The organism is Promicromonospora sp. MS192 (assembly GCF_049532985.1).
GTDB lineage: Bacteria > Actinomycetota > Actinomycetes > Actinomycetales > Cellulomonadaceae > Promicromonospora.
The window spans coordinates 5,687,851-5,714,453 of the sequence record NZ_CP186693.1; the positions used below are offsets into that span (position 1 = coordinate 5,687,851).

A 26,603-nucleotide genomic window follows, 5' to 3' on the forward strand; every position below is an offset into this window, starting at 1 on the left:
GGACCATCATGGTCCATGGGTCGATCGTCCCAGAGCGACCGCCCCAGAGCGAATGTCCCCGACGCATCCCACACAGGAGGACCCAGTGTCCGTACCCGAGCGCGAGCCGCTCCGTCTGATGGCGGTGCACGCGCACCCGGACGACGAGTCGAGCAAGGGCGCCGCCGCGACGGCCCGCTACGCCGCAGAGGGGGTGGAGGTCCTCGTCGTGACGTGCACCGGGGGCGAACGGGGCGACATCCTGAACGCGTCGTTCGAGGTGCCGCCGGGGCACGAGTTCGAGTCGATCGAGGGGCGCCGCGCCGTGCGCCGGCTGGAGATGGCCCGCGCCGCCGAGGCGCTGGGCGTGCGCCAGCAGTGGCTCGGCTTCGTGGACTCGGGCCTGCCCGAGGGCGACCCGCTGCCCCCGCTGCCCGAGGGATGCTTCGCGCTGGTGCCGCTCGAGGAGGCGGCGGCGCCGCTGGTCCAGGCCGTGCGCGAGTTCCGGCCGCACGTCATCACGACGTACGACCCGTCGGGCGGGTACCCCCACCCCGACCACATCAAGTGCCACGAGATCTCGTTCGAGGCGTTCCACGCCGCCGGCGACCCGGACCGCTACCCGGGCACGGGCGAACCCTGGGAACCGCTCAAGCTCTACTACAACCACGGCTTCTCGATGGCGCGCATCCGCGCGGTGCACGAGGCCGTCCAGGGGGCCGGCCTGGAGTCGCCGTTCGGCGAGTGGGTCGAGTCGCGTGACGCCCGGGAGATCCCCGAGCGCCAGGTCACCACGCTGGTGCCGGTGGCCGACTACTTCCCGAACCGGGACGCCGCACTGACGGCGCACGCCTCGCAGATCGACCCGAACGGGTTCTTCTTCGCCGTGCCGCGGGACATCGAGGTCGACGTCTGGCCGTGGGACGAGTACGAGCTGGCGGAGTCCCGCGTGCCGCTCCCCGAGCGGGCACCGGGCGAGTACGAGCGTGACCTGTTCGAGGGCGTCCGGTCGGAGGTCCCCGCATGAGCCCGGTCGCCGTGGCTGCCCTCGCGTTCGCGACCGAGCCGTCACCGAACCCGACCGAGAACAACCTGCGTCCCGGCCTGGAGGAGTGGCAGGTCTCGCCGGGTCTCGTCGGCTTCGTCGTCACCTTCGCGCTGGCGCTGGCCTGCGTGCTGCTGTTCCTGAACATGAGCAAGCACCTGCGCCGGGCGGGCCACAACGCGAAGCAGCAGGGTCTTCCCGTGCCCCAGCCGGAGGTCATCAGCTTCCGCCGGTCCGACGACGACGCGCGCGAGCCCGGCGGCTCCACGGGCGAGGGCGGGGAACCGTCCGAGGTGCCGGCCGGCTCCCCGTCCGATCCGCCGTCCGGCGGCGGGTCGTCCGGCGGGGACAGCGGCGGCGGCTCGGGGGACAGCGGCGGTTCGGGTGCCTGACGGGGGCGACCCGGCGGGCGCGGTCGGCCCGGACGGCGTGGTCCGGGTGACGGTGGCCCAGATCGCCGTCTCGGACGACCACGGCGCCAACCGCCAGACCGTGCTCGACGCCTTCGGGGTCGCGGCGCGCGCCGGGTCGAACCTCCTGGTGCTGCCGGAGTACGCCTCCGCGTACGACCCGCGCGGTGTGGGCCCGGAGCACGCGGAGCCGCTCGACGGGCCGTTCGTGACGTTGCTGCGGGACCGCGCGCGCAGGCACGGCATCGCGGTGGTCGCGGGCGTCACGCTCCCCGGGGCCGACGGCGTCCGCGCGGCCAACGCCCTCGTCGTCGTCGACGGATCGGGGGAGCTCGCCGGGGTGTACCGCAAGGTGCACCTCTACGACGCCTTCGGCTACCGGGAGTCGGAGCGGCTGGAGGCGGGCCCCGCCGACGCGGATCCCGTCACGCTGCGCCTGGGCGGCCTCACGTTCGGCGTGCTGACCTGCTACGACCTGCGGTTCCCCGAGTCCGCTCGCCGGCTGGTCGACGCCGGCGCGGACGTCCTGGTGTACCCGGCGGCGTGGGTGGCGGGCCCGCTCAAGGCCGACCACTGGCACACCCTGCTGCGGGCACGGGCGATCGAGAACACCGCGGTGGTGATCGGCGTCGGCATGACCGGCAAGGGCGTCGTCGGCCGCACGCTCCTGGTGGGGCCGGACGGCGTCGTCGGGCTGGAGATGGGTGACGAGCAGGCCTACCGGACCGTCGATCTCGACCCCGCGCCGCTCACGGCCGTCCGGGCGACCAACCCCTCGCTGGCCAACCGCCGCTACACGGTGGTCCCGGCCGGCACGTGAGCGCTTTCGGCCAGCGTCGAATGTCATGGGCACGGGCGCCGCGGGCGAGCACCATGACTCCGTCCGGTAGCGGAGGGAGCGGGTCATGGTGGTCGTCCGGAAGCACGTGCGAGGAGTGCGGGCACTCACGTCGGGAGCGCTCGCCCTCGGCCTGGCCGGGGCGGCGCTGACGCCCGCCGCCGCGCACGACGGCGTGCGAGCCGCGGAACCGGCGGGGTACGGCCCCGTCCCGGTCGTCTACGACTCCGACCTGGACTTCGACGACGCGGCGACGCTCCTGTACCTCTGCCAGGCCGACAAGCGCGGCCTGATCGACCTGCGCGCCGTCACCGTGGTGAACAACGGCGTGGGTACGCCGGGCCGGTCGCTCACCCACGCCCGGACCATCCTGGCGAACTGCGGTCTGTCGCACGTGCCGGTCGCGGACGGGTCCGAGCAGTGGGTCAACGAGCCGCCGCCCGAGGCACGCGCGCTGTTCGAGCAGGTGCTGAGCGGGGCCCTGGGCGACGCGGGCGTGCCCGACGAGCCGGGCGCGGTGCCGGCCGCCGAGCTCATCGCCGGCACGGTGCGCGCCTCCCGCCGCCCGGTGACCGTCCTGGCCACGGGGCCGCTGAGCAACGTGGCTGCGGCGCTGGACCGGATGAGCCCGCGGACGCTCCACGACCGCCTCGGTCGCGTCGTCGTCATGGGCGGCGCCTTCGACGTGGGCGGCAACCTGTTCGGCTCGACCACCGAGGGGTTCGACAACACCCAGGAGGTGAACATGTGGATCGATCCGCCGGCGGCCGACCGCGTGCTCGCGGGCGTCCCGCGCGCCCGGGTGAGCATGGTGGCCCTGGACGCCACGAACCACGCGCCCATCACCCCCGCCTACGTGGAGCGCCTGGGCTCAGGGGCCACGACCTACGAGGCCCGCACGGTGCACGCGATCGTCACCCAGCCGGGCCTGCCCGAGCTGGTCGGCCAGGGAATCATGTACTGGTGGGACACCCTGGCCGCCGTCTCGCTCGTGACGGGGCAGGGCGTGGACCACCGGATCCGGCCGGTCGACGTCGTGCTGGACGGTCCGTCGGCGGGCCGCACGGTGGACGTGCCGACGGGCACGCCCCAGCACGTGGGCACGACCGCGGACGGCGCCCTGTTCGAGGACCTGTTCCTCGCCGGGCTGAACGGGCGGTGACCCGGGTCAGATGGCCAGGTTGGCGAGGTAGATCGCGACCACGTGGCAGGCGAACCCGAGCACGGTGAACACGTGGAAGATCTCGTGGAAGCCGAACCAGGCCGGGCTGGGGTCGGGCTTCTTGGTGCCGTAGACGATCGCGCCGAGCGTGTAGGCGATCCCGCCCGCCAGGATCAGCCAGACCACCGCCGGGCCGCCGATGGCCCAGAACTGGCCCATGTACGCCACGGCCACCCAGCCGAGCGCGAGGTAGACCGGGACGTAGACCCAGCGGGGCGCGTTGAGCCAGAAGACCCGCGCGAGCAGCCCGAGCAGCGCGCCGCTCCAGACGAGCGTGAGCAGCACCGTGCCCTGGCCGGGAGGCAGGAGCAGCACGGCGAGCGGTGTGTACGTGCCGGCGATGATCAGGAAGATGTTGGTGTGGTCGAGGCGCCGGAGCACCGCGTCGGTGCGAGGCGACCAGTTGCCGCGGTGGTACACCGCCGAGACACCGAACAGGAGGCAGGCGCTCAGGCCGAACACCGACGCCGAGACCTTGCCCGCCGTCGTGGGGGCGAGCGCGATGAGCACGATGCTGGCGGCGAGGGCGAACGGGAACGTGCCCGCGTGGATCCAGCCACGGAGCCGCGGCTTGATCTTGCGCTCGACCTTCTCGACCGTGGAGGAGACGGAGGTGGAGATGACCTGCACGACGTCGCCGGCCTTGTCGCGGACGCCGTCGAGCGTCTCCGAGACCTTGCCGGTGACCTCCTCCAGGCGGCCGGCCTGACGGTCCGGCCCGTCTGCTTGAGCTACCACGTGGCCTCCTTGATCCTCGGCGACCGGCGTCCCCGTGGTGCCGGGACGCTACCTACGGTCGCGTAACTTACTCTAGCGTAGGTTAGGGGTCGGCAGGCGGGACAGGGGCCTTGTGAAGATCCTGCGCCGGGTTGGCGCGAGTCGCCCGTCCAGGGCCTCGGAGCGGCGGCGACGCGCGGGAACGCGCACGTCGGAGGGGTACCTTTGTCCACGTCCCACCGGGTGGACCGACCCGGGCCAGAGCTGCCGTGCGGACCGCGTCACGCGGCACCCGCGGCCCGACCCCACTGAGGTATCCGTGCGTCTGCCCAGCCCGCTGTACCGCCTCTACGAGCGACGTCTGGCGTCTGCCCTGCACGGTGCGACGCTGCCCCGGCACATCGGCGTGATGCTCGACGGCAACCGCCGCTGGGCGCGTTCGTTCGGCGAGACCGCGGCCACCGGGCACCGGCGCGGTGCCGACAAGATCACCGAGTTCCTCGGCTGGGCCGAGTCGCTGGGCATCGAGGTCGTCACCCTGTGGATGCTCTCCACGGACAACCTCAGCCGGTCCGCCGACGAGCTGAGCAACCTGCTCGACATCATCGAGGACGCCGTCTCGGACCTCGCGGAGTCCGGCCGCTGGCGGCTGCGGGTCATCGGCCGGCTCGACCTGCTCCCCGCCCGCCTGGCCGCGGCCCTGCGTGCGGCGGCCGACCGCACCGCGGGCGTCAAGGGCCTCCAGGTCAACGTGGCGATCGGGTACGGCGGTCGCACCGAGATCGCCGACGCCGTCCGCTCGTACCTCCGGGAGCGGGCGAAGGACGGGGCGACGCTGGCCGACCTCGCCGAGTCCATCGACGTCGAGCACATCGCCGAGCACCTGTACACCAAGGGTCAGCCGGATCCTGAGCTGGTCATCCGGACCTCGGGGGAGCAGCGCATCGGCGGCTTCCTCATGTGGCAGAGCCAGCACAGCGAGTTCTACTTCTGCGAGGCGTACTGGCCCGCGTTCCGCCGGGTGGACTTCCTCCGTGCGCTGCGGGACTTCTCGCTGCGCGAGCGCCGGCTCGGCCGCTGAACCCCCTCGTCGGGCGGGCCTGCGGACCTGCTCCGACGCATCGATCCATATGGTGAAATTCGCCACCACTGACCCAGGTAGGTAAGTGAAAGTTCAGTCAGGTAGCGTGCCGTGAATGAGACGGAGTGCGCGTTGATGACCGAACGTCGTGTGCCGTCGGCGCGCGAGGCTGCCGAGGCGTGGGAGTCGTTGTTCCGGGCCCAGGTGACGGTGATGCGCCGGCTCCTGGCCGACGACATCTGGGGCGACCTGAGCATGCGCGAGTACGACGTGCTGTTCACGCTCGCCCTCGCACCGGGCGAGACGCTCCGGCTGCGGGAGCTCAACGAGAACATCCTCATGGCGCAGTCCTCGCTGTCGCGCATGGTGGAACGGCTGGAGAAGCGCGGGCTGGTGCGTCGGCACCCCGCGCCCGAGGACGGCCGGGGTGTGCTGGTGAGCCTGACGGAGGAGGGCTCGGCCACCCAGAAGGAGCTCGGCCGGCGCCACGTGCGGTCCATCGCGCACTACGTGACCCCGGCGATGGACGCCGCCGACCTGGTCCGGCTCCGGGAGCTGACCGAGGCCCTGCGCGCTGCCCAGGCGGACATCGAGGATTTCTGACCCGGGCGCCGTCACAACCCGGCTGACCTGCGCAGATGCTCTTCAGGCCGAACGGGCCCGGTGCCGGATCGCCTCCACCACGGCCCGGACCGCAGCCCGGTCGAGGGTGGGGCGCCGGGTCACGAGATGGATGTCCCGGCGGGGCGGGTCGACGAGGTCCAGCGTGCGCACCGCGTAACGGTCGTGCACGGCGAGCAGTGGCAGCAGCGTGATCGAGAGCCCCGCCTCGACGTGGTTCAGCAGCGTCCCGTGACTCTCGAAACGGGCCACCGTCGTGGGGGTGAAGCCCGCCCGGCGGCAGAGGCGCTCCGCCAGGTCGGCGAGGTGCGCGCCGGGATGCTCGAACGCCCACGGCTCGTCGGCGAGGGAGGCCAGGTCGACGCGGCCGGAGCGCTGGCCCGCCGGGGTGTCGCGCGCCGTCACGAGCACCACGCGGTCACCGGTGAGCGGCAGGCGCGCGAGGTCGGCGTCGGGTGGGACGGGGGCGTCCGGGAAGTCGGCGCACACGGCGACGTCCACCTCGCCGCGCTGCACGGCGGGCCGGCTGACCACGGGCTCGGCCTCGGTGAGCCGCACCGAGATCCGGGGGTGCGCGGTGGCGAGGTCCGTCACGGCGGGCACCACGATGTCGTGGAAGGCGCTCGTGAAGGCGGCCACCCGCACCACGCCCGTGGCCTCGGAGTACAGGCCCGCGAGGTCGGCCTCGGCGGTGGCGATCCGGTCGAGGATGTCGGACGCGTGGCCCGCGAGGGTGACGCCGGCCGGGGTCAGCCGGATGCGCCGTCCCGTGCGCTCGAAGAGCTGGGCCTTCGTCTCGGTCTCCAGCGTCGCGAGCTGCTGGGACACGCTAGAGGGGCTCATGTGGGTCGCCTCGGCCACCGCGCGCACGGTGCCGAGCAGGTGGAGCTGGTGCAGGAGCCGGAGCCGCCAGGGGTTGAGCATGGCCCCATCTTTGTGCAGAGGCGCCGAACATTCTATTCGGGAATGTGTCCTGGACCCGCACACGACCGGATGCCTACCGTCGCCCTATGAACATCGGCGTTCCCACGGAGACCAAGAACAACGAGTACCGCGTGGCGGTCACGCCCGCCGGCGCGCACGAGCTGGCCCGTCGCGGCCACGCCGTGCTCGTGCAGGCCGGCGCGGGACGGGGTTCGGGGTTCACCGACGACGCCTACCGGCTCGCGGGCGCGCGCCTGGTGGACACGGCCGACGAGGTCTGGGGAGAGGCCGAGCTGCTGGTCAAGGTCAAGGAGCCGATCGAGCCCGAGTACGGCTTCATGCGGCCGGACCTGACCCTCTTCACCTACCTGCACCTGGCTGCCTCCGCGCCGTGCGCCGAGGCGCTCCTGGCGGCGGGGACCACTGCCGTCGCCTACGAGACGGTGCAGCTCGCGGACGGTTCGCTGCCGCTGCTGAGCCCCATGAGCGAGGTCGCCGGGCGGCTGTCCGCGCAGGTCGGCGCCTACCACCTGATGCGCCCGCAGGGCGGCACGGGGGTGCTGATGGGCGGCGTCGCCGGCACGCCGAAGGCCAAGGTGGTGGTGATCGGCGGCGGCGTGGCCGGCGAGCACGCCGCGGCCAACGCGCTCGGGATGGGCGCCGACGTCACCGTCCTGGACGTCTCCCTGCCCGCGCTGCGCCGGCTCGAGGTGCGGTTCGGCGGAGCGGTGACCACGCGCGCCTCCACCACCTACGACGTGGCGGAGCAGGTCGAGTCCGCGGACCTGGTCATCGGGTCCGTCCTGGTGCCCGGCGCGGCGGCGCCCCGGCTCGTCACGGACGCCATGGTCAAGGCGATGCGGCCCGGTGCGGTGCTCGTCGACGTGGCCATCGACCAGGGCGGCTGCTTCGAGCACTCGCGCCCCACCACGCACGACGCCCCGACCTTCGCCGTCCACGACACCCTCTACTACTGCGTGGCGAACATGCCGGGCGCCGTGCCCGCGACGTCGACCCGGGCGCTGACCAACGCGACCCTGCCGTACGTCGCCGCGCTCGCCGACCAGGGCTGGCGGGACGCGCTGCGCGCCGACGCGGCCCTGGCCCGGGGCCTGAACACCCACGCCGGGCAGGTCGCCAACCAGGGCGTCGCCGACGCGCTCGGCGTCGGCGCCGTCCCGCTGACCGAAATCCTCGCCGGCTGATCGCCCGGACCGCCTACGATCGGCGCGTGGAGCCGCTGCGCGTCGTCGTCTGCCCCGACTCGTTCAAAGGGAGTCTGTCCGCGTCCGAGGTCGCGTCCGCCGTCACCGACGGTGTGCTGGACGTGGCCCCGGACGCCGTCGTCACCCGCCTGCCCATGGCCGACGGCGGTGAGGGGACGCTCGCCGCGCTGCTCGCCGTCTGGGGTGGGCAGCCGCTGACCGTCGAGACGGTCGACGCCATCGGCCGCCCCGCGTCGGCCCGGTGGGCCGTGTCGCCCGACGGACGCACCGCCGTCGTCGAGCTCGCCGAGGCCAGCGGCCTGCCGCGCGTCTCGGACGTGCCGCTCCAGCCGCTGCACGCGAGCACACGCGGTACCGGCGACGTCGCCCGCGCCGCACTGGACGCCGGGGTCGGCGAGATCCTGCTGTGCCTGGGCGGGTCCGCGTCGACGGACGGCGGGGCGGGCATCCTGACCGGCCTCGGCGCCCGTCTCCTCGACGCCGACGGTCGCCAGGTGCCCGACGGCGGCGAGGGACTCGCGTCCGTCGCGTCCCTGGACCTCACCGGGCTGCACCCGCGGGCCCGCGAGGTGCGCTGGCGGCTCGCCGTCGACGTCACCAACCCGCTGGTCGGCGAGCACGGGGCCGCGCACGTGTTCGGGCCGCAGAAGGGGGCGCGGGACGGCGTCGTGGACTTCCTCGACGACGCCCTGCGGCACTGGTCCGGGGTGCTGGAGCGCGAGACCGGGCAGGCCGTGGCCGAGGTGCCCGGCGCGGGTGCCGCCGGCGGCGTCCCGGCCGGCCTCGTCACGGTGCTCGGCGCCGAGACCACGCCGGGCGCCGTGCTCGTCGCCGAGACCGTCGGCCTGCCGGCCGCGCTGGCCGACGCCGACCTCGTGATCACGGGCGAGGGCTCGTTCGACTCGCAGTCGGTGCGCGGCAAGGTGGCCGACGGCGTGGCCCGCCTCGCCGCCGCATCACCGACCCGCCCGCCGGTGGTCGTCGTGGCCGGTCAGGTGCTGCTGCCGGAGGCGCAGGCCCGCGCCGCCGGGATCGCCGCCGCGTTCTCGATCGCGCCGGGGCCGGTCGAGCTGGACGACCTCATCGCCCGCACCGCCACGCGGCTGCGGGACGTCGCGGCGGCTGTCACGAGCCTGGTTGGCGCGGCGCGGCGCTGATCTCCGGCTGGGCTCTGGGTGATTTCTGGCTGGCTTTGCCTGGGCTGCGGTTGGGCTCCTGGGCTCCTGGGCTCCTGGGCTCCGGGGCTCCGGGGCTGCGGGGCTGCGGGGCTGCGGCTGGGCTCGGGGCCTCGGCGCCCGGTGCTACGCGCCGAGGTCGGTCACTTGTTCGTCAGGTCGGCAGTTTGCCTCGAGGTCGGCACAGGCCTGTACCGACCTCGAGGCAAACTGCCGACCTCGGCAAGGAGACTGCCGACCTGGGGGCAGACTGCCGACCTGGACTGCCTGGCGACCTGGACAGCCTGCCGACCTGGACAGCCCGCCGATGTCCGGGTGGCAGGACGCCGGTCAGCCCGGCTGACGGACCGGCGAGGCAGGTCGGTCCCGGTCGGGGTCGGCCGTGTCACGCCGGATCCGGAGCCACACGACGGCGCCGAGCGCGGCGACCACCTGCATCAGGCCGGTGACCACCAGCACCGGGCCGGCCCCGAACGCGCCGATCAGTGCGCCGCCGGCCAGCAGCCCGGCCGACGCGCCGCCGGCGTGCAGCACGGTCTCGGCCGTGAACGCCGTGCGGCGCTCCGCGCCGGTGGTCCGGTCGACGATGAGCGCGTTGAGGGCCGCGATCCCGAACGGCATCGTGATACCGCCGACCGCGGACACCAGGCCGACGGCGACCAGGTCGGGCGCGGCCACCGGCAGCGCGAGGTACGCGAGGCCGAACACCACCCAGGAGATCACGATCGCCGGGATGCGCGGCACCCGGTCCACCACGAGCGGCGCGACGAACGACGCCCCGACGGTGGCGGCGCCGTAACCCGCCATCCCGGCTGCGATCAGCTCGCCCGGGCGGCCGAGCTCCGCACCGAGCAGGGCCAGGCCCAGCGTGAAGCCGAACCACGTGACGCCGCCGACTCCCGCCAGTCCCAGGCCGACGGCCAGGTCCGGGTGGGCGCGCAGCAGGGCGCGCACCGAGGAGCCGTCGTCGCTGCCGGCCGCGCGCCCGTCACCGACTCCCGCGCCGCCCTCTGTCCCGGCGGCCTCCCCGGCCGGCGCGACATCCACCGGCGCGACATCTGCCCGCCCGGCATCTGCCCGCCCGACATCTGCCCGCCCGGCATCTGCCCGCCCGGCATCTGCCCGCCCGACATCTGCCCGCCCGACATCTGCCCGCCCGGCATCTGCCCGCCCGGCATCCGCCTGCCCGCCGTCGTCCCACCCGCCGTCGTCGAGCACCACATCGTCGAACACCACATCGTCCAGCACCACATCGTCCTGCACGGCACCAGCCGTCCGCGCGGCCGGGACCGTGAGCATCACCGCGGCGGCCAGTGCGACCGCCGCCGCCTCGCACCACAGCAGCGGCTCGGTGCCCCAGACGACCAGCAGCCACGCGCCGAGCGCGGGCGCGAAGATCATCGACACGCGGTGCGCCAGGTCCTGCCAGGCCAGCGCCTTGGGGCCGACACCGGGCGGGATACCGGGCAGCTCCGCCAGGTCGGCGGTCAGGGCGCGCTGCGCCGGTGCGAGCAACGCCGAGGCAGCTCCGGTGACCAGGCCGGACGCACACAGCACCACCGCGCCGACGCCCACGGTGGCCGCCGCGACGGGCACCAGGGCGAGCCCGAGCGCCTGGACGACGAGCAGGACGGCCAGCGCCCGGCCCGACGTGAGGTGCGGTCGCAGGCGCCGTCCCCACCAGGCGGAGGTGAGCAGCGGCAGCCCGGCGAAGCCGCCGACGAGGCCGGTGGTCCAGGCGTCGCCCGTCTGGTCGAGCGCGACCAGGGGCAGGGCGACGGCGGTGATGCGCTGACCGGTCCAGGTGACGAAGGTCGTGGCGGTCAGCGTGACGAGGTGAGGATGGCGCACCCTGCCATCGTGCGGGTGCACGTCGCGGGCCGGTAGACGGCTGCCCCGCATGGGCAGGCATAGGCTGGTGCTATGACCTCATACCCCACGGTCGAGGACCTCCGCCTGGTCGACGCCGTCGCGCGGCACGGGTCCCTCGGCGCAGCGGCCCGCGAGCTGCTGGTGAGTCAGCCCTCGGCGAGCCAGCGGCTCGCCGCGCTGGAACGGCGCGTGGGGGTCACGCTGTTCGAGCGGGACACGACCGGCGCCCGGCTGACGGCCGCGGGGCGCGAGTTCAGCGACCAGGCCGCGCACGTGCTCGACCACCTCGCGGCCATCGTCGAGCGCACCCTGTCGGCCGCCCAGTCGCGCACCGTCTCCGTGGGCGCGTTCCCCAGCATCGCGGGCACGCTGTTCGCGGCGCTCGACGTGCTGCTCGACGACGCCGTGGTGCAGCCCGTGGTGGACCACGGCCCGAGGCTGCTGGAGTGGGTGGAGCGTGGCACGCTCGACGCGGCCTTCACCGGCATCGCGAAGCAGGTGCCCATCGCCCGCGGCCTGGTGGTCACCGAGGTGGGGCGCCACGACCTGGTGACGCTCCTGCCCGACGGCGCTCCCGAACCCGGTCCGGGCCGCCGGCCGTACGCCGGGCAGACGGTCGTCTACTGTCCGCTCGACCTGAGCGGGGACGCCCTGCACCGCCGGCTCACCGAGCTCGGCGCGCACGCCCGGCCCGGCGCGACGGCGGAGGCCGCGGTGCGGACGGCGCGGGAACGGCGGTGCGCCGTCGTCGTCCCGGACATGGTGGCGCGCTGGTACGCCGCGCCGGGCGACCGGACGGTGCCCGCACCGACCCGGGGGCGCGTCACGCTGTCGATGGTGACGCGGAGCCCTGCCCCGGCGGTGCTGCTGGACGCGCTGCCGGGCCTGCGCGACCGGCTCCGCACGGGGAACGTGCACGCCCGGTCCTAGCCCGGTCGTCCTGACGGAATGCGTGACCTGGTGTTCTGACAGCATGTCGCTTCGATGTCACGTCCCGTTCGTCCCTCTGCGGGCGTGCCGGACCGCCGGACGGTGGAAAGATGTCCGCATGCCCGCCAACACCCCCCAGTCCGCGGCGCACGTCGCCGCGCCGTACGACGCCCTGCTGCTCTACTCCTTCGGTGGCCCGAACCAGCCCGAGGACGTGGTGCCGTTCCTCCGCAACGTCACCGCGGGCAAGGGCATCCCGGACGAGCGGCTCGAGGAGGTGGGCGAGCACTACTACGGGTTCGGCGGCAAGAGCCCCATCAACGAGCAGAACCTCGCGCTGAAGGCGGCGCTCGAGGCCGAGCTCGCCAGCCGGGGCATCGACATCCCGGTGGTCTGGGGCAACCGCAACTGGGAGCCGTACACCAACGACGCGGTCGACGAGCTGGAGAAGCTGGGCGCCGAGCGCGCCGTCGCGCTCGTGACCAGCGCGTTCTCCTCGTACTCCGGCTGCCGCCAGTACCGTGAGGACCTCGCGGTCACGCTCGACAAGCGTGGCCAGCTGGGCCCCGACGGGTCGACGAGCGTGCAGTTCGACAAGATCCGCTCCTACTTCAACCACCCGGGATTCGCGCAGGCCAACGTCGACGCCGTCGTCGAGGCGTACGCCGAGCTCGCGGCGCAGGGTGGCTCCGGTGCGGACGCGCGGCTCGTCTTCGTCACGCACTCGATCCCGGACACCATGGAGGCCGCCTCGCGGATCTCCCACGCCACCTACTCCGAGCAGCACCTGGACCTCGCGCGGGTGGTCGCGGCCCAGGTGGCCGAGCGCGTCGGGCACGAGGTGCCCTGGGACCTCGCGTACTGCTCGCGCTCGGGCCCGCCCAGCCAGCCGTGGCTGGAGCCCGACGTCAACGACCACCTGGAGGCTCTGTCCGGCGAGGGCGTGCGTGACGTGGTGCTCTCCCCGATCGGATTCGTCTCCGACCACATGGAGGTCGCCTACGACCTCGACACGGAGGCCCTGGCCACGGCGAAGGACCTCGGCATGACCGCCGTGCGGGCCGGCACCGTGGGCACGCGCGAGCCCTTCGTCGCCGGCCTGGTCGACCTGCTGCTGGAGCGGGCGGCGATCGCGCGCGGCGAGGAGGTCGAGGAGGCCACGGTCGGCGCCCTGCCGGCCTTCCGCTCGGTCTGCGCGCCGGGCTGCTGCCTGCGGCGCGACGGCGAGCCGAGCGGCGTCCCGGCGCTGTGCAGCACCGATCTGTACTCCTGAGGCCCGAGCGACGGCCGCGAGCGAGAGGTACGACATGAACGACGCACACGTGCACGGGGACACCGGGCACGAGATCGACACCACCGCCATCAACGAGGGCATCCGGTACACGATGTTCTCCGTCTTCTCCGTCACCGAGACGCTCCCCGCGGACGACGCCGAGCGCAAGGCCGTCGTGGCCGAGGCGGAGGCTGCGGTGGGTGGCGGCTTCGACCCGGCGGCGACGTCGGGCGACCTGGTGACCCGCGGCTGGTACGACGTGGGCGGCCTGCGCTCGGACGCGGACCTCATGCTCTGGACCCACGGCCCCTCGATCGAGTCCGTGCAGGGCGCCTACCAGCGCCTGCGCGCGTCCGAGCTGGGCCGCTCGCTGGAGCCGGTGTGGTCGGTCGCCGCCCTGCACCGACCGGCCGAGTTCAACCGCGGCCACGTGCCGGCATTCCTCGCCGGCGAGACGCCGCGCGACTACCTGTGCGTCTACCCGTTCGTGCGGTCCTACGACTGGTACCTGCTGCCCGAGGACGAGCGTCGCACCATGCTGCGCGACCACGGCATGGCGGCCGCGGGCTACAAGGACGTGCGGGCCAACACCGTCTCGGCGTTCGCGCTCGGCGACTACGAGTGGATCCTCGCGTTCGAGGCCGACGAGCTGCACCGCATCGTCGACCTGATGCGTGACCTGCGTGCCACCGAGGCCCGCCGGCACGTGCGCGAGGAGGTGCCGTTCTTCACGGGGCCGCGCACCACCCTCGCGGACTGGGCGGACCGGCAGCCTCTGAGCTGACCGCCGCCCGCCGGGTGAGCGGCTAGCCCGGCAGGGTCGCGGCCAGGGCCGTCGCGCCCAGGTCGTCGTCCTCCAGGACGGTCACCGTCAGCCCGGCCGCCGCCATGTGCCCGACGGCGGCGCTCACCTGGCCGGAGCCCGTCTCGACGAGCAGGTGCCCGCCCGGGCGCAGCAGTCCCGGCGCCAGGTCGATCACGCGTCGCAGGAGCGCCAGCCCGTCGTCCCCGCCGTCGAGCGCGGCGCGCGGCTCGTGGTCGCGGGCCTCGGGCGGCATCATCGCGATGGCCGCGGACGGGACGTAGGGCGCGTTCGCGACGACGACGTCGGCGCAGCCCCGGACCGACGCCGGGAGGGGCTCGGCGAGGTCCCCCGTGTAGGTGTGGGCGCGGAGCCTGCCGGGTTGCCGCCCGTCGGCCCCGTCCGGCCCGGTCCGGTCCGTGACCGGCGGGTGGCCTGCGCGCGGCGGCAGGCCCGTCCCTGCGGCCCGCGCCGGGGAGGACTCGGCCGTCAGCGCCGCGGAGGACTCGGCCGTCAGCGCCGCCAGGTTCTCGTGCGCGCAGGCCGTGGCGGCCGGGTCCACGTCGGCGGCGTGCAGCTCGACGTCGTGCCCCGCTGTGAGGAGCCGCGCGGCGACCGCCCCGCCGAGCGCGCCGCAGCCGCAGCAGAGGTCGACGACGAGGACCGGGCCGGCCGTCTCGGGGCCCTGTGCATCCGGCTCGGGCGGGGTGCGCGTGTCCGACGCGGTCGCGCGGGCCGCCGGGGTCCGGTCCGGCATCGCGCGGCGCGCCGCCTCGCGGACCAGCAGCTCGGAGCGCTGCCGGGGCACGAACACCCCGGGGGCCACGGTCCAGCGGCGGCCGTCGAGCTCGGCCCAGCCCACCAGGTGCTCCAGCGGGAGCCCGCTGACCCGGGCTGCGGTCAGCTCGTCGAGGCGCGCGGCGTCACCGCCGGCGGCCTCGGTCAGGATGCGGGCCTCGTCCTCGGCGAAGACACAGCCCGCGGCGCGCAGACGCGCGACAAGGTGCTCCATGCCCCTGAGAGTAGGCGACATCGGCCGGCCGGAACGAGATCGGTCCCTTGCTCCGAGATCGGTCCGTTAATGGACCGATCTCGGGGCAAGGGACCGAAGTCGTGGCGACTTGACCGTCAGGGGTAAAGCCCCCGGATCTGGTGCGCCTCCGCCACCCGCTTGACGCCGATCACGAGCGCGGCGTCACGCAGGGACAGGTTCTCGCGCTTGGCCAGGGCGGACACCTCCGCGTACGCGGTGGTCATCCGGTGCTCCAGCTTGTCGGCGATCTCCTGCTCGGTCCACCAGTAGGTCTGGTTGGCCTGGACCCACTCGAAGTAGGAGACCACCACGCCGCCCGCGTTCGCGAGGACGTCGGGCACCACGGTCACGTCGTTCTTCGCGAGCAGGGCGTCGCCGGCCGCGGTCGTGGGGCCGTTGGCGCCCTCGACCACCCAGCGGGCCTTGACGTCGCCGGCCGTGGTCTCGTCCAGCACGCCCTCGATGGCGGCGGGCACCAGCACGTCGACGTCGAGCGCGAGCAGCTCGGTGTTGGACACCGGGTCCGCGCCGTCGAAGCCGACCACGGAGCCCGTGCGCCGCACGTGGTCCATCAGGCGGGGGACGTCGAGGCCGTCGTCGGCCCGGACACCGCCGTACTGGTCGCTCACGGCGACCACGCGGGAGCCGCGCGCCGCGAAGATCTCGGCGGCGTGCGAACCCACCTTGCCGAAGCCCTGGATGGCGACGGACACCTCGGTCAGGGGCACGCCCGCCTCGGCGAGCGCGGCGCCCGTGACGTGCACGATGCCCGCCGACGTGGCGGTGCCGCGGCCCAGCGAGCCGCCGACGGCCAGCGGCTTGCCGGTCACGACGGCGGGGATGGTGTAGCCGCGGTTGACCGAGTAGGTGTCCATCACCCAGGCCATGGTCTGGGCGTCGGTGCCCATGTCCGGGGCCATGATGTCGGTGTCGGGGCCGATCATCGGCATGATCTCGGAGGTGTACCGCCGGGTCACACGCTCCAGCTCGGCCTGCGAGTAGCCGCGGGGGTCGATGGCGACGCCGCCCTTGGCGCCGCCGTACGGCAGGTTGACCACCGCACACTTCCAGGTCATCCACATGGCCAGCGCCCGCACCTCGTCGACGTCGACGGAGGGGTGGTAGCGCAGGCCGCCCTTGCCCGGGCCCAGGCTCACGTTGTGCTGCACGCGGAAGCCGTGGAACAGCACGGTCTCACCGGTGTCGCGGCGCAGCGGCACCGACACGTGGATCTCGCGACGCGGGGTGGCGAGCATGCGGTGCAGGCCCTCGTCGTAGCCGAGGATCTCGACCGCCGTGGCGAGCTGCGCGTGCGCGGTCGCGAGGGCGGACCCCTCCTCGGGCGAGTCGGACGGGGAGAAGGCGGGCGATGCTGCGGGGGTGGACGTCGTTGTCGTCGTCACGTAGGTCCTCCGGGGGAGAACGGCGCCTGCGCTGTGCGAGCAGGACGCGGGTTGCGCGGCGCGGGGTTTGCGCCTCGTCATCAACCGTATCGCTTCGATGCGGGTGATTGCCCGACGGCGGTGTGTGCGACCGGAGAACTTCCGGTGAGCGGTGATCGCCGGGGCGGGGCGGGCCGGTTCGCGGCCCGGGTCCGGGCCTCCGCGGGGGTGTGCGGAGGCCCGGTTCGGTGCCGGTGCTCAGCGCTCGGTGAGCCGCCAGGCACCCGGGAGCAGCACGCCGGCCAGCACGGCCTTGATCGCGTCGCCCACGAGGAACACGACGGCGCCGGCCATGACCGCGTCGACCGGCGACATGCCCGTCGAGACCGCCAGCCACGGCACGCCGACCGCGTAGATCACCGCGGTGCCGGCGGCGAAGGCGAGGATGGTACCCAGCACGCCGCGGTCCAGGCCCCGGCGGGCCAGCGCGCCCACGACGAAGCTCGCCACGACGAAGCCGACGATGTACCCGCCCGAGGCACCCAGCACCACCTCGACGCCGGACGCCCCGCCGGTGAAGACGGGCAGTCCGACCACGCCGAGCGCCAGGTACAGCGCCTGGGCCAGAGCGCCGCGTACGGGGCCGATCGCGGCCGCGCCGAGCAGCACGGCGAACGTCTGGCCGGTGACCGGCACGGGCAGGCCCGGGATCGGCACGCGGAGCTGTGCCGCCAGGGCGGTGAGGGCGGCGACGCCCACGACGAGGGCGATGTCGCGTGCGACAGTGCCCGGCAGGAGGTCGGCCAGCACGCGGCGCGGGTTGGAGCGCGGGACCAGGGGGAACGCGAGGGTCGTCATGGTCAACGACAGTAAGCGGTCGGGCAAGGACAGGGCAGCCGTCGTCGCGGCCAGTAACGGGTGGCCCGAGTTGTGCGGGTCGTACAGCCGGGGCTACGCCCGGGCACCCGGCGAGCGCCGCGACCGGCTCCGGAACGACGACGGCGTCTCGCCGGTCAGCCGCGCGAACGTGCGTGTGAAGGAGGGCTGGTCGTAGAAGCCCGCGGCGGCGGCCACCTCGGCCAGGGGCACGGTGGTGGTCGTGAGCAGGTGGGCCGCGCGGTCGACGCGCAGCCGCAGCACGAGCTGCCGGGGCGAGAGCCCGAACACCCGGCGCACCCGGCGGTCCAGGGAGGCGGGGGCGCACCCGGCGAGCACGGCCAGGTCCGCCACGGAGGGCACATCGCCGTGCTCCAGCAGGTCCTCGACCTGCCCGCGCAGGCGCGCCATGGCCTGGATCGTCGCGTCGTCGGCGTCGCCGGAGCGCAGGTCCTGCGACACCGACACGAGCCCCACGTACGCGCCGGACTCGTCGTGCAGGGGCAGCTTGGAGGTGAGGAACCAGCCGGGCGCCCCGCCCACGTGCCGGATCAGCTCCAGCTCGCCTCGCAGCGGCTTGTCGGTGGTGCGGACCAGCTCGTCCTGGCTCTCGTAGCGCTCGGCGAGCTCGGGCACGAACAGGTCGACGGCGCGCTTGCCGATGACGTCCCGGCGCGACCGCTCCCGCGTGCGGCCCACGAACACCTGGTTGACGACCACGTACCGGCCGTCGGCGTCCTTGGCGCAGAACATGACGCCGGACAGCTCGTCCATCAGGGCGACCATCGCGGGGTTCAGCGCTGTCAGCAGGGCCTTCGCCTCAGGCCGCGCCGCGCCGTTCGGCGTGTTGCTCATCGGGTTCCGATGCTACGCGGCGTACGCCGCCCGCCTTGGCCAAAACCGGTGCGGATCGCGAGTGATCCCGCCAATACATCCGGCGGGCACCGGGTGCACCCTGGAGACATGAAGACCTCTGCCCGGCGCGAGAGCGCCGCACCTGCCGACGTCCCGACCGGGGGCGCAGGCGCACCGGACAGCGCCGCCCCGCAGGCTCCGACCGAGCCCCCCGCGAAGCCCGCCGCCGACACCCTCGTCGAGGACGCCGTCGCCCTCGCCCGGACCTGGATCGGCACCGCCACGGGAGGTACCGCCGGGGCCGCGACGAGCTCGAAGACCGACAAGGCCGTGGCCCGCGCCTCTGCCGCCCTGGGCGCCCTCGTCTCCGACCCCGCAGGCCTGGAGCTCGCCGTCGGCTTCGTCGACGACGTCGCCCGCCCGCAGGACGTCCACGTCGCCGCCAAGGCCCTGGCCCGTCTCGGCGCGAAGGCCGGCAGCGCCTCGTTCCTCAGCGCGAGCGACCGTGCGCTGTTCCGGGCCGGGGCGCTGGCCGCCCCGGTGCTTCCGGGCATCGTCGTGCCGGCCGCCCGCGCCCGCCTACGGCAGCTCGTGGGCCACCTCGTGGCCGACGCCGGCTCCGGTCTCACCGCGCACCTGGCCCGCACCCGGGCCGAGGGCTACACCCTCAACGTGAACCTGCTGGGCGAGGCCGTGCTCGGCAAGGAGGAGGCCGCGGCCCGCCTGGCCCGCACGATCGCCCTGGTGGAGCGGCCCGACGTCGACTACGTCTCCATCAAGGTCTCCAGCGTTGCCGCGCAGCTCGTCACGTGGGACCTCGACGGCTCCCGCGACCGCGTCGTCGAGCAGCTCCTGCCGCTCTACCGCTCCGCGCGCGACCACGGCGTGTTCCTCAACCTCGACATGGAGGAGTACCGCGACCTCGCCCTGACCACCGCGGTGTTCACCGACATCCTGGGCCGGGAGGAGTTCCGCGACCTGGAGGCGGGCATCGTGCTCCAGGCCTACCTCCCCGACGCCCTGGGCGCGCTGGACGGCCTCACCGAGTTCGCCGCGAAGCGCGTCGCGAACGGCGGCGCGCGCATCAAGGTCCGCATCGTCAAGGGCGCCAACCTCGCGATGGAGCACGTCGAGGCCGCCCTGCACGACTGGGCACAGGCGCCGTACGCCACCAAGCCCGACGTCGACGCCAACTACGTGCGCATGCTCGACCACGCCCTGCGCCCCGAGCGCGCGCACGCCGTCCGCATCGGCGCGGCGTCGCACAACCTGTTCCACGTGGCGCTCGCGATCCTGCTGGGCCGCGCCCGCGGCGTCTCCGAGGCGCTCGACATCGAGATGCTCCAGGGCATGGCGCCCACCGAGGCCGCCGCCGTCCGCGACGAGGTGGCCAAGGACGGCGGCCGCGTGGTGCTCTACACGCCGGTCGTGCGTGACGAGGACTTCGACGTCGCCATCTCCTACCTGGTGCGCCGCCTGGAGGAGAACGCGGCCGAGCAGAACTTCCTGCACGCCGCGTTCGCGCCCGCCGCAGCAGCGCCGACACCGCCGATGGACCGGCAGGAGGCCGCCTTCCGCGCCTCCGTGGAGCACGGCGTGCACTACTCGCCGGACGACGTCGCCCCGCGCCGCCGTCCGCGCCCCGAGCCCGCGGTGCCCGCCGGGCCGTTCCGCAACGCCGCCGACACCGACCCCGCCGTCGCCGCGAACCGTGCCTGGGCCCAGCAGGTCACGAGCACCCGCTCGGGCTACGTGCCCGCCCTCGCCGAGCCGCTCGCGACGCCCGCCCAGGTGGACGACGTCGTCGCCGTCGCCCGCCGGGCCGGCGCCGCCTGGGCCGACGTCGCCCCTGCGGACCGGGCCCGCGTGCTGCGCGCAGCGGCCCAGCACCTGGAGGCCGCGCGCACCGACCTGGTCGCCGCGATGGTGCACGAGGCCGGCAAGACGGTGGCCGAGGCGGACCCGGAGGTCAGCGAGGCCGTCGACTTCGCCGCCTACTACGCGCAGGCGGCCGAGGCCCTCGACCCGTCGTCGGAGGCCTGGCCGGGCGCCCGGTACACGCCCGACGGCGTCACCCTGGTCACCCCGCCCTGGAACTTCCCGGTCGCCATCCCGATCGGCGGCGTGCTCGCCGGCCTGGCCTCCGGCTCCTCCGTCATCGCCAAGCCCGCCCCGCCCACGCCGCGCTGCCTGGAGATCGCGGTCGAGGCCGTGCACGCGGCCCTGGACGAGGTGGCCCCCGAGATCGGGCTCGACCCGGCGCTCGCGCGCGCCGTCGCGCAGTTCGTCCGCGTGCCCGACGGTGACCTCGGCCGCCGCCTCGTGACGCACGACGGCGTGTCCCGCGTGATCCTGACCGGCGCGATCGAGACCGCAGAGATGTTCGCGTCCTGGCGCCCGGAGCTGCCGGTGCTGGCGGAGACGTCGGGCAAGAACGCGATCGTCGTGACGCCGTCGGCCGACCTCGACCTGGCCGTCGCCGACGTGGTGCGCTCCGCCTTCGGGCACGCCGGGCAGAAGTGCTCCGCGGCGTCCCTGGTGATCCTCGTCGGCTCGGTGGGCGACCCGCGCACCGCCACGGGGGAGCGGTTCCGCCGCCAGCTCGTCGACGCCGTGTCGTCGCTCGCCGTCGGCCCCGCCACCGACCTGGCCACCGTGATGGGGCCGCTCACGGAGCCGGCGCAGGGCAAGCTCCTGCGTGCGCTGACCACCCTGGAGGAGGGGGAGAGCTGGCTCGTGCGGCCGCGTCGCCTGGACGCCGTGGCGCAGGAGGCCGGGCTCGGCAAGGGCCGCCTGTGGACCCCGGGCGTGCGCGACGGCGTCCGCCCCGGCTCGTTCTTCCACCTCACCGAGGCCTTCGGGCCGGTATTGGGCATCATGACCGCCCGGACCCTCGACGAGGCGCTCGCGCTGCAGAACGCCGTGTCGTTCGGCCTCACCGGTGGCATCCACTCGCTGGACGACGCCGAGGTGGAGCACTGGCTGGAGCGCGTCGAGGTCGGCAACGCGTACGTGAACCGGCACATCACCGGCGCGATCGTGCAGCGCCAGTCGTTCGGCGGCTGGAAGGCCTCCGTGGTGGGCTCCGGCGCCAAGGCGGGCGGCCCCAACTACGTGGCGCAGCTCGGCCGCTGGGCCGACGCGCCCGACGTGCCGTCGCGCACCGAGGACCCGGCGGGCTGGCTCGCCTGGGCCCGCGCCGACGACGCCCGCGCCTGGCTCACCGAGTTCTCCGCCGAGCACGACCCCTCGGGGCTGGGCGTCGAGTCGAACGTGTTCCGCTACCGGCCGGTGCCGGGCATCACGGTCCGGGTCGGCGCGGGCGCGCCGGACGTCGAGGTGCAGCGGGTGCTCGCCGCGGCCGCGCGGGCGGGCGTCCCGGCGACGGTCGTCGGGCAGGAGGTCACGGACGAGGCGTTCGCCGAGTCCGTCGCCGACGGCGTGGTGACCGGCCGCATCCGCGTGGTGGGCGAGGCCCCCGGCCTGCGCGACGCGGCCGCGAGCCGCCTCGGCTCGGTCACGGTGCTGGACGGCCCGGTCCTGGCGAGCGGCCGCCGCGAGCTGCTGACGATGCTCCGCGAGCAGGCGGTCAGCCGCACGATGCACCGCTACGGCCACCAGCGCACCGCGTAGGCGGACGCGGGAAGGTGTCTTCCGCAGCTCGGTTGCTCTGTGTAGACGATGTCTACGCAGAGCAACCGAGCTGAGCGGGCAGGGTCATCCCAGGGAGCGGCGAGGTGCGGCCGCGCGCGGCGTCCCCGCAGCCGGGCCTCAGGCGGAGTCGCCCTCGATGAGGCGGGGGGCGAAGATGCGGCGCTCGTCGCGGACCGGACGGCCCGCGACCAGGTCGACCAGCATGCTCGTCGCCGCCCCGACCATCTGGACCACCGGGTTGTGCACCGTCGTCAGGCGCGGTGACGTCGTCTCGGCGATGCCGAGGTCGTCGAACCCGACCACCGAGACGTCGCCGGGCACGGACCGGCCGCGCTCGGCGAGCACCCGCAGCGTGGCCTCGGCCATGAGGTCGGACGCCGCGAAGATCCCGTCCAGGTCGGGGTGCTGGTCCAGCAGGCGGGCGGCCGCGACGGCCGCCCCCGCCACGGTGAAGTCGCCCTCGACGATCGCGTCGTCGGGCAGGCCGGCGTCGCGCAGGGCGTCCCGCCAGCCGGTCATCCGGTCCACACCGGCAGGCATGTCGAGCGGTCCGGTGATGGTGCCGATGCGGCGCCGCCCGCGGTCGATCATCCGCTGCGTGGCGAGGCGGCCGCCGGTGACGTTGTCGACGTCCACGTAGCGCAGGCCGCGCGAGAACTGCGGGTCGGGCTCGAACAGGCGCCCGACGAACACCGCGGGCAGGCCCGCCGGGCCGAGCTCCGTCTCGAGGTGGTCGCCCCGGTGGTGCGAGGCCACGATCACGCCGTCCACATGGCCGCTGCGCAGGTAGCGGCCCACGCGCCCGCGCTGCTCGCCCGGCCGGGCGAGCAGCAGCACGAGCTGGAGGTCTGTCCCGGCCAGCCCCTCGCTGACGCCTGCGAGGGTGCCGGAGAGGAACGGGTCGGTGAGGATGCGCTGGTCCGGCTCGGGCACCACGAGGGCGATCGAGTCGGTCCGCCGGGTCACGAGCGACCGTGCGGCCCGGTTCGGCGCGTACCCGAGGCGGGCGACGGCGTCGTCCACCGCCGCCTGCGCCTCGGGGGAGACGCGCAGGCCACCGTTGATGGCGCGCGACGCAGTGGACCGGGACACCCCGGCCGCCTGTGCCACGTCATCCAGGGTGGGTGGGCCTGAGGTCGTCACGCCTGGGGAACCGCCTTGTCGTCGCCGTCGTCGTCAGGGCGCGCCGGCCGGTCCGGAACGGCGTTGGCCCGCGCGACCTGACCGTACCAGCGGCCGGACGCCTTGACCGTGCGCTCCTGCGTCTCGTAGTCGACATGCACGAGCCCGAAGCGCTTGCCGTAGCCCCACGCCCACTCGTAGTTGTCGAGCAGCGACCACCCGAAGTAGCCGCGCACGTCGGCACCCTCGTCGATCGCGTCCTTGACGGCGCGCAGGTGCACGTCGACGAACTCCAGGCGCTGCTGGTCGTCCACGAACCCGTCGGCGTCGGGGACGTCCTCGTAGGCGCTGCCGTTCTCCGTCACGTACAGGGCGATGCCGCGCGGGCCGGTGTAGTCCTGCTGCAGGCGCAGCAGCAGCCGGGTCAGCCCCTCGGGCTGCACCTCCCAGTTCTGGGCGGTCACGGGCAGACCGCGCGGGTGGGTGTACGCGCCGTCGCCGCCCGGGAACGGGGACGACGACGGCCGGGTCACCGGGGCGCCGCCGTCCAGCGGGTGCTCGGCGGGCCGCGCCGACACGGCGTTGCCGTGGTAGTAGTTCACGCCCAGGGAGTCGATGGGCGTCGAGATGATCTCGAGGTCGCCCTCCTGGATGTGCCGCTCCAGCCCGTACTCACGCACGTCCTCCAGCACGTCGGCCGGGTAGGCGCCGCGCAGGATCGGGTCGGCGAAGATGCGGGTGAACCCGCCGTCGAGCCGGCGCGCGGCGTCGACGTCGGCGGGGTCGTCCGGGTCCAGCGGGTCCTCGACCTCGAAGTTGAGGGTGATGCCGAGGTTCGCGTCGGGTGCGCGCTCGCGCAGCGCCTGCACGGCCAGGCCGTGGGCGAGCATGAGGTGGTGCGCGGCGGCCAGGCCGTCCTCACGGGACTGCCGGCCCGGCGCGTGCTGGCCGCCCGTGTAGCCGAGGAACGCGGCGCACCACGGCTCGTTGAGCGTGGTCCACACGTCGACGCGGTCGCCGATCGCCTCGTGCATCGTCACGGCGTAGTCGCGGAACCGGTAGGCGGTGTCGCGGTTCACCCAGCCGTTCGACTCGGCCTCGATCGCCTGCGGCAGGTCCCAGTGGTAGAGCGTGAGCCAGGGCAGGATGCCCGCGCCCAGCAGCTCGTCCACCAGCCGGTCGTAGTAGGCCAGGCCGGCCGGGTTCACCTCGCGCCCGCCCGGGATCACCCGGGCCCACGACGTCGAGAACCGGTAGGCCTTGATGCCGAGGTCCTTCATGAGCGCCACGTCGGCCGGGTAGCGGTGGTACTGGTCGCACGCGACCTCACCGTCGTCCTGGTTCAGGACGGCGCCCGGCACCTTCGCGAACACGTCCCAGACGGAGTCCTCGCGGCCGTCCGTGTGCGCGGCACCCTCGACCTGGTAGGCGGCCGTGGCCGCCCCCCAGAGGAAGCCCTCGGGGAAGGCGACGGTGCCGGACGCGTTGGCCGACGGCGCGGTGCGCGGTGCGCTCGGCGTGAACGGCAGGGCGGTCCCGGGCGCGGGCACGCGGACCGCGGCGGGGTCGGTCTTGAAGCTCTGGGTGAGCTCGCGGGTCATCTGGGTCATCCCTTCACGGCTCCCTGCATGATGCCTGCGACGAGCTGCTTGCCGACGAAGACGAAGATCACCAGCAGCGGCAGCGTCACGAGGAACACGCCGCCCATGACCAACGAGTAGTCCACGAAGTAGTTCGACTGCAGCGACTTTACGACGAGTGGCAGTGTCGGGTTCTCCGAGTTGAGCACGATCGACGGCCAGAAGAAGTTGGTCCACTGCTGGACGAACGTGAACAGGCCCAGCATCGCCGCCGCCGGCCGGGCGGCAGGCAGCGCGATGCTCCAGAACGTGCGGATCATCGAGGCGCCGTCCACGCGGGCTGCCTCGATGAGCTCGTAGGGCAGCGACTCCGACAGGTACTGCGTCATCCAGAACACGCCGAAGGCCGTGACCAGGGCGGGCACGATGACCGCCTGGAGCTTGCCGATCCAGTCGAGGTCGGTCATGAGGATGTACATGGGGATGACGCCGAGCTGCGTCGGCACCGCCATCGTCGCGATGACGAACACCAGCAGGGGGCCGCGCCCGCGGAAGCGCAGCTTCGCGAACGAGTACCCGGCCAGGGTGGAGAACAGCACGACGGACACCGAGACGAGGATCGCGATGATCAGCGAGTTCGCCAGGGCTTTCCAGAAGTTGATCTGGGTGGACTCGATGACGGTCTGGAACTGCGTGAACAGCGACAGGTCGGGGAGCCACTGCGGCACCGCGTTGCGTGAGATCTCGACCGGGTCGGACGAGCCGAGCAGCAGCGTGAAGTACAGCGGGAAGGCCGAGACGAGCAGCACGATCCCGAGCAGGGTGTAGACGATCCAGCCGGCGCGGCGGTTCGGACCGCCGGCGGCCTTCCGGGCCCGGCGGCGAGCGGCCGCCTTGGCGGCGCCCGCTCCCGCGGTCTGGGCGGTGACGGCGACGGAGCTCATGCGTTCCCCCTGGTGCTGCTCTTGCGGGTGGCCTTCCTGGCGGCGTCCGACGTCGAGATGCGCCGCGTGACCAGGAAGTTGACGAGGCCGATGAGGACGATCAGGAGGAACAGCAGCCAGGCGACGGCCGAGGCGCGCCCGAGACTGTGCTGGTCACCCCAGGCGAGGTCGTAGAGGTACACGACCGTGGTCATCCAGTTCTGGTCCGGGCCGCCGAGGCCGTACACGTCGAACATGCGGACCTCGTCGAAGATCTGCAGGCCGCCGATGGTCGAGGTGATGACGACGAAGATGATCGTGGCGCGGATCTGCGGCACCGTGATGGAGAAGAACTGGCGCACGCGGCCGGCGCCGTCGATCACGGCCGCCTCGTAGAGGTCGCGGGGAACGGCCTGCATCGCGGCGAGGAAGATCAGCGCGTTGTAGCCCGTCCAGCGGTAGTTGACCATCGTGGCGATGGCGAGGTGGCTGGCGAGGCGGTCACCGTGCCAGGCGACGGGGTCCAGGCCGACCACGCCGAGGATCGAGTTGATGAGGCCGTACTGGTCGGCGAACAGGCGGCCGAAGATCATCGACACGGCGACGGGGGCCACGACGTAGGGGATCAGCACGCCCATGCGCCAGAACGTCGCGGCGCGCAGGTTCTGGTCCAGCAGGGCGGCGATCGTGATCGCGACGATCACCTGCGGCACCGAGGACAGCACGAAGATGGACAGCGTGTTGCCCAGGCTCTTCCAGAACGTGGGCTGCGCCAGCACGTCGGAGAAGTTCTGCAGGCCCACGAAGTCGCCCTGCCCGCCCAGCAGGCTCCAGTCGTGGACCGACACGTAGGCCGTGTACGCGAGCGGGAACAGGCCGGTCACCGCGAACAGGACGAAGAACGGCGAGATGTACAGGTAGGGCGAGAGCTTCACGTCCCAGCGGCCGAGCCGCTGGGAGAAGCCGAGCCGGCGCGGCTCGCGTCGAGGTGCACCGGAGCCCGGTGCCGATCGTTGAGGTGTCAGGACAGCCATGTCATCTTCCCGGTCTTCCGCCGCGTCGT

At 73.8% G+C, this 26,603-nt stretch carries 23 protein-coding genes; 12 read left to right on the top strand and 11 right to left on the bottom strand.

What is annotated here, in order from left to right; all coding sequences use genetic code 11:
* The first annotated feature begins 118 nt into the window (after positions 1-118).
* The 4 genes from mca (at position 119) to ACO229_RS25525 (ending at position 3,434) form a co-directional block, all read left to right on the top strand.
* Positions 119-1,006 carry a mycothiol conjugate amidase Mca gene (mca, locus tag ACO229_RS25510; protein ID WP_397430970.1) on the top strand — a complete coding sequence of 296 codons (888 nt, stop codon included), beginning with the start codon at positions 119-121 and terminating at the stop codon, positions 1,004-1,006.
* Positions 1,003-1,416: a hypothetical protein gene (locus ACO229_RS25515; RefSeq protein WP_397430731.1), complete on the top strand. Its 414-nt coding sequence runs from the start codon at positions 1,003-1,005 to the stop codon at positions 1,414-1,416. The genes mca and ACO229_RS25515 overlap by 4 nt, the downstream gene beginning before the upstream one ends.
* Positions 1,409-2,254 carry a carbon-nitrogen hydrolase family protein gene (locus ACO229_RS25520; RefSeq protein WP_423463167.1) on the top strand — a complete coding sequence of 282 codons (846 nt, stop codon included), beginning with the start codon at positions 1,409-1,411 and terminating at the stop codon, positions 2,252-2,254. The genes ACO229_RS25515 and ACO229_RS25520 overlap by 8 nt, the downstream gene beginning before the upstream one ends.
* Positions 2,255-2,339: 85 nt before the next feature.
* Positions 2,340-3,434 carry a nucleoside hydrolase gene (locus tag ACO229_RS25525; RefSeq protein WP_423463168.1) on the top strand — a complete coding sequence of 365 codons (1,095 nt, stop codon included), beginning with the start codon at positions 2,340-2,342 and terminating at the stop codon, positions 3,432-3,434.
* Between the two features lie 6 nt (positions 3,435-3,440).
* On the opposite strand, the gene trhA is transcribed toward ACO229_RS25525, so the two are convergent.
* The gene (gene trhA / locus ACO229_RS25530) at positions 3,441-4,232 is read right to left on the bottom strand and encodes a PAQR family membrane homeostasis protein TrhA (protein ID WP_397430728.1); all 792 of its coding nucleotides are present in this window, start codon (positions 4,230-4,232) and stop codon (positions 3,441-3,443) included.
* A 298-nt stretch (positions 4,233-4,530) separates the two neighbouring features.
* Between trhA and ACO229_RS25535 the strand changes: the two genes are divergently transcribed.
* Positions 4,531-5,292: an isoprenyl transferase gene (locus ACO229_RS25535; protein ID WP_397416959.1), complete on the top strand. Its 762-nt coding sequence runs from the start codon at positions 4,531-4,533 to the stop codon at positions 5,290-5,292.
* A gap of 135 nt (positions 5,293-5,427) precedes the next feature.
* Positions 5,428-5,895, top strand: coding sequence for a MarR family winged helix-turn-helix transcriptional regulator (locus tag ACO229_RS25540; protein WP_397416957.1), 468 nt, complete (start codon positions 5,428-5,430; stop codon positions 5,893-5,895).
* A gap of 42 nt (positions 5,896-5,937) precedes the next feature.
* Here ACO229_RS25540 and ACO229_RS25545 read toward each other — a convergent pair whose 3' ends face one another.
* Positions 5,938-6,837, bottom strand: a complete 900-nt coding sequence (locus ACO229_RS25545) for a LysR family transcriptional regulator (protein WP_423463169.1) — start codon at positions 6,835-6,837, stop codon at positions 5,938-5,940.
* 86 nt (positions 6,838-6,923) lie between these two features.
* Here ACO229_RS25545 and ald point away from each other — a divergent pair, with 86 nt between their 5' ends.
* Both ald and ACO229_RS25555 read left to right on the top strand, forming a co-directional pair.
* Entirely contained in the window at positions 6,924-8,042 is a 1,119-nt protein-coding gene (gene ald, locus ACO229_RS25550) for an alanine dehydrogenase (RefSeq protein ID WP_423463170.1), read from the top strand.
* Between the two features lie 26 nt (positions 8,043-8,068).
* Positions 8,069-9,220: a glycerate kinase gene (locus ACO229_RS25555; protein WP_423463171.1), complete on the top strand. Its 1,152-nt coding sequence runs from the start codon at positions 8,069-8,071 to the stop codon at positions 9,218-9,220.
* 348 nt (positions 9,221-9,568) lie between these two features.
* Here the strand turns inward: ACO229_RS25555 and ACO229_RS25560 are convergent, their stop codons facing one another.
* A complete protein-coding gene (locus ACO229_RS25560; RefSeq protein ID WP_423463172.1) occupies positions 9,569-11,089 on the bottom strand; it encodes an MFS transporter in 1,521 nt (506 codons plus the stop codon).
* Positions 11,090-11,161: 72 nt separating this feature from the next.
* Here ACO229_RS25560 and ACO229_RS25565 point away from each other — a divergent pair, with 72 nt between their 5' ends.
* The 3 genes from ACO229_RS25565 to hemQ all read left to right on the top strand — a co-directional run bounded on the left by ACO229_RS25565 (position 11,162) and on the right by hemQ (position 14,097).
* Positions 11,162-12,040, top strand: a complete 879-nt coding sequence (locus ACO229_RS25565; RefSeq protein ID WP_397416943.1) for a LysR family transcriptional regulator — start codon at positions 11,162-11,164, stop codon at positions 12,038-12,040.
* Positions 12,041-12,158: 118 nt separating this feature from the next.
* Entirely contained in the window at positions 12,159-13,313 is a 1,155-nt protein-coding gene (locus ACO229_RS25570) for a ferrochelatase (protein WP_423463173.1), read from the top strand.
* A 34-nt stretch (positions 13,314-13,347) separates the two neighbouring features.
* On the top strand, positions 13,348-14,097 hold the full coding sequence (gene hemQ / locus ACO229_RS25575; protein WP_397430721.1) for a hydrogen peroxide-dependent heme synthase: 750 nt from the start codon (positions 13,348-13,350) through the stop codon (positions 14,095-14,097).
* Between the two features lie 22 nt (positions 14,098-14,119).
* Here hemQ and ACO229_RS25580 read toward each other — a convergent pair whose 3' ends face one another.
* The 4 genes from ACO229_RS25580 to ACO229_RS25595 all read right to left on the bottom strand — a co-directional run bounded on the left by ACO229_RS25580 (position 14,120) and on the right by ACO229_RS25595 (position 18,261).
* Positions 14,120-15,127: a putative protein N(5)-glutamine methyltransferase gene (locus ACO229_RS25580; RefSeq protein WP_423463174.1), complete on the bottom strand. Its 1,008-nt coding sequence runs from the start codon at positions 15,125-15,127 to the stop codon at positions 14,120-14,122.
* A gap of 116 nt (positions 15,128-15,243) precedes the next feature.
* Positions 15,244-16,551 carry a Glu/Leu/Phe/Val family dehydrogenase gene (locus ACO229_RS25585; protein WP_423463175.1) on the bottom strand — a complete coding sequence of 436 codons (1,308 nt, stop codon included), beginning with the start codon at positions 16,549-16,551 and terminating at the stop codon, positions 15,244-15,246.
* A gap of 237 nt (positions 16,552-16,788) precedes the next feature.
* Positions 16,789-17,388 carry a biotin transporter BioY gene (locus tag ACO229_RS25590; RefSeq protein ID WP_397430718.1) on the bottom strand — a complete coding sequence of 200 codons (600 nt, stop codon included), beginning with the start codon at positions 17,386-17,388 and terminating at the stop codon, positions 16,789-16,791.
* A gap of 93 nt (positions 17,389-17,481) precedes the next feature.
* Positions 17,482-18,261 carry an AraC family transcriptional regulator gene (locus ACO229_RS25595; protein ID WP_423463176.1) on the bottom strand — a complete coding sequence of 260 codons (780 nt, stop codon included), beginning with the start codon at positions 18,259-18,261 and terminating at the stop codon, positions 17,482-17,484.
* 108 nt (positions 18,262-18,369) lie between these two features.
* On the opposite strand from ACO229_RS25595, the gene ACO229_RS25600 reads away from it, so the two are divergent.
* Positions 18,370-21,894, top strand: a complete 3,525-nt coding sequence (locus ACO229_RS25600) for a bifunctional proline dehydrogenase/L-glutamate gamma-semialdehyde dehydrogenase (protein ID WP_423463177.1) — start codon at positions 18,370-18,372, stop codon at positions 21,892-21,894.
* Between the two features lie 138 nt (positions 21,895-22,032).
* On the opposite strand, the gene ACO229_RS25605 is transcribed toward ACO229_RS25600, so the two are convergent.
* The 4 genes from ACO229_RS25605 to ACO229_RS25620 are packed head-to-tail and all read right to left on the bottom strand — an operon-like array spanning position 22,033 to position 26,574.
* The gene (locus tag ACO229_RS25605; RefSeq protein WP_397416924.1) at positions 22,033-23,025 is read right to left on the bottom strand and encodes a LacI family DNA-binding transcriptional regulator; all 993 of its coding nucleotides are present in this window, start codon (positions 23,023-23,025) and stop codon (positions 22,033-22,035) included.
* A gap of 29 nt (positions 23,026-23,054) precedes the next feature.
* A complete protein-coding gene (locus tag ACO229_RS25610) occupies positions 23,055-24,638 on the bottom strand; it encodes a GH1 family beta-glucosidase (protein ID WP_423465347.1) in 1,584 nt (527 codons plus the stop codon).
* A gap of 5 nt (positions 24,639-24,643) precedes the next feature.
* Positions 24,644-25,561: a carbohydrate ABC transporter permease gene (locus ACO229_RS25615; RefSeq protein ID WP_423463178.1), complete on the bottom strand. Its 918-nt coding sequence runs from the start codon at positions 25,559-25,561 to the stop codon at positions 24,644-24,646.
* Positions 25,558-26,574 (bottom strand): carbohydrate ABC transporter permease, encoded by a 1,017-nt coding sequence (locus ACO229_RS25620; protein ID WP_423463179.1) that lies wholly within the window; start codon positions 26,572-26,574, stop codon positions 25,558-25,560. The genes ACO229_RS25615 and ACO229_RS25620 overlap by 4 nt, the downstream gene beginning before the upstream one ends.
* Positions 26,575-26,603 lie beyond the last annotated feature (29 nt).

Coding starts and splice junctions, on each gene's coding strand:
- mca (WP_397430970.1), top strand. CDS start 119: ATGGCGGTGCACGCGCACCCGGACGACGAGTCGAGCAAGGGCGCCGCC.
- ACO229_RS25515 (WP_397430731.1), top strand. CDS start 1,003: ATGAGCCCGGTCGCCGTGGCTGCCCTCGCGTTCGCGACCGAGCCGTCA.
- ACO229_RS25525 (WP_423463168.1), top strand. CDS start 2,340: ATGGTGGTCGTCCGGAAGCACGTGCGAGGAGTGCGGGCACTCACGTCG.
- ACO229_RS25540 (WP_397416957.1), top strand. CDS start 5,428: ATGACCGAACGTCGTGTGCCGTCGGCGCGCGAGGCTGCCGAGGCGTGG.
- ACO229_RS25545 (WP_423463169.1), bottom strand. CDS start 6,837: ATGCTCAACCCCTGGCGGCTCCGGCTCCTGCACCAGCTCCACCTGCTC.
- ald (WP_423463170.1), top strand. CDS start 6,924: ATGAACATCGGCGTTCCCACGGAGACCAAGAACAACGAGTACCGCGTG.
- ACO229_RS25565 (WP_397416943.1), top strand. CDS start 11,162: ATGACCTCATACCCCACGGTCGAGGACCTCCGCCTGGTCGACGCCGTC.
- ACO229_RS25570 (WP_423463173.1), top strand. CDS start 12,159: ATGCCCGCCAACACCCCCCAGTCCGCGGCGCACGTCGCCGCGCCGTAC.
- hemQ (WP_397430721.1), top strand. CDS start 13,348: ATGAACGACGCACACGTGCACGGGGACACCGGGCACGAGATCGACACC.
- ACO229_RS25580 (WP_423463174.1), bottom strand. CDS start 15,127: ATGGAGCACCTTGTCGCGCGTCTGCGCGCCGCGGGCTGTGTCTTCGCC.
- ACO229_RS25590 (WP_397430718.1), bottom strand. CDS start 17,388: ATGACGACCCTCGCGTTCCCCCTGGTCCCGCGCTCCAACCCGCGCCGC.
- ACO229_RS25595 (WP_423463176.1), bottom strand. CDS start 18,261: ATGAGCAACACGCCGAACGGCGCGGCGCGGCCTGAGGCGAAGGCCCTG.
- ACO229_RS25600 (WP_423463177.1), top strand. CDS start 18,370: ATGAAGACCTCTGCCCGGCGCGAGAGCGCCGCACCTGCCGACGTCCCG.
- ACO229_RS25610 (WP_423465347.1), bottom strand. CDS start 24,638: ATGACCCGCGAGCTCACCCAGAGCTTCAAGACCGACCCCGCCGCGGTC.
- ACO229_RS25615 (WP_423463178.1), bottom strand. CDS start 25,561: ATGAGCTCCGTCGCCGTCACCGCCCAGACCGCGGGAGCGGGCGCCGCC.
- ACO229_RS25620 (WP_423463179.1), bottom strand. CDS start 26,574: ATGGCTGTCCTGACACCTCAACGATCGGCACCGGGCTCCGGTGCACCT.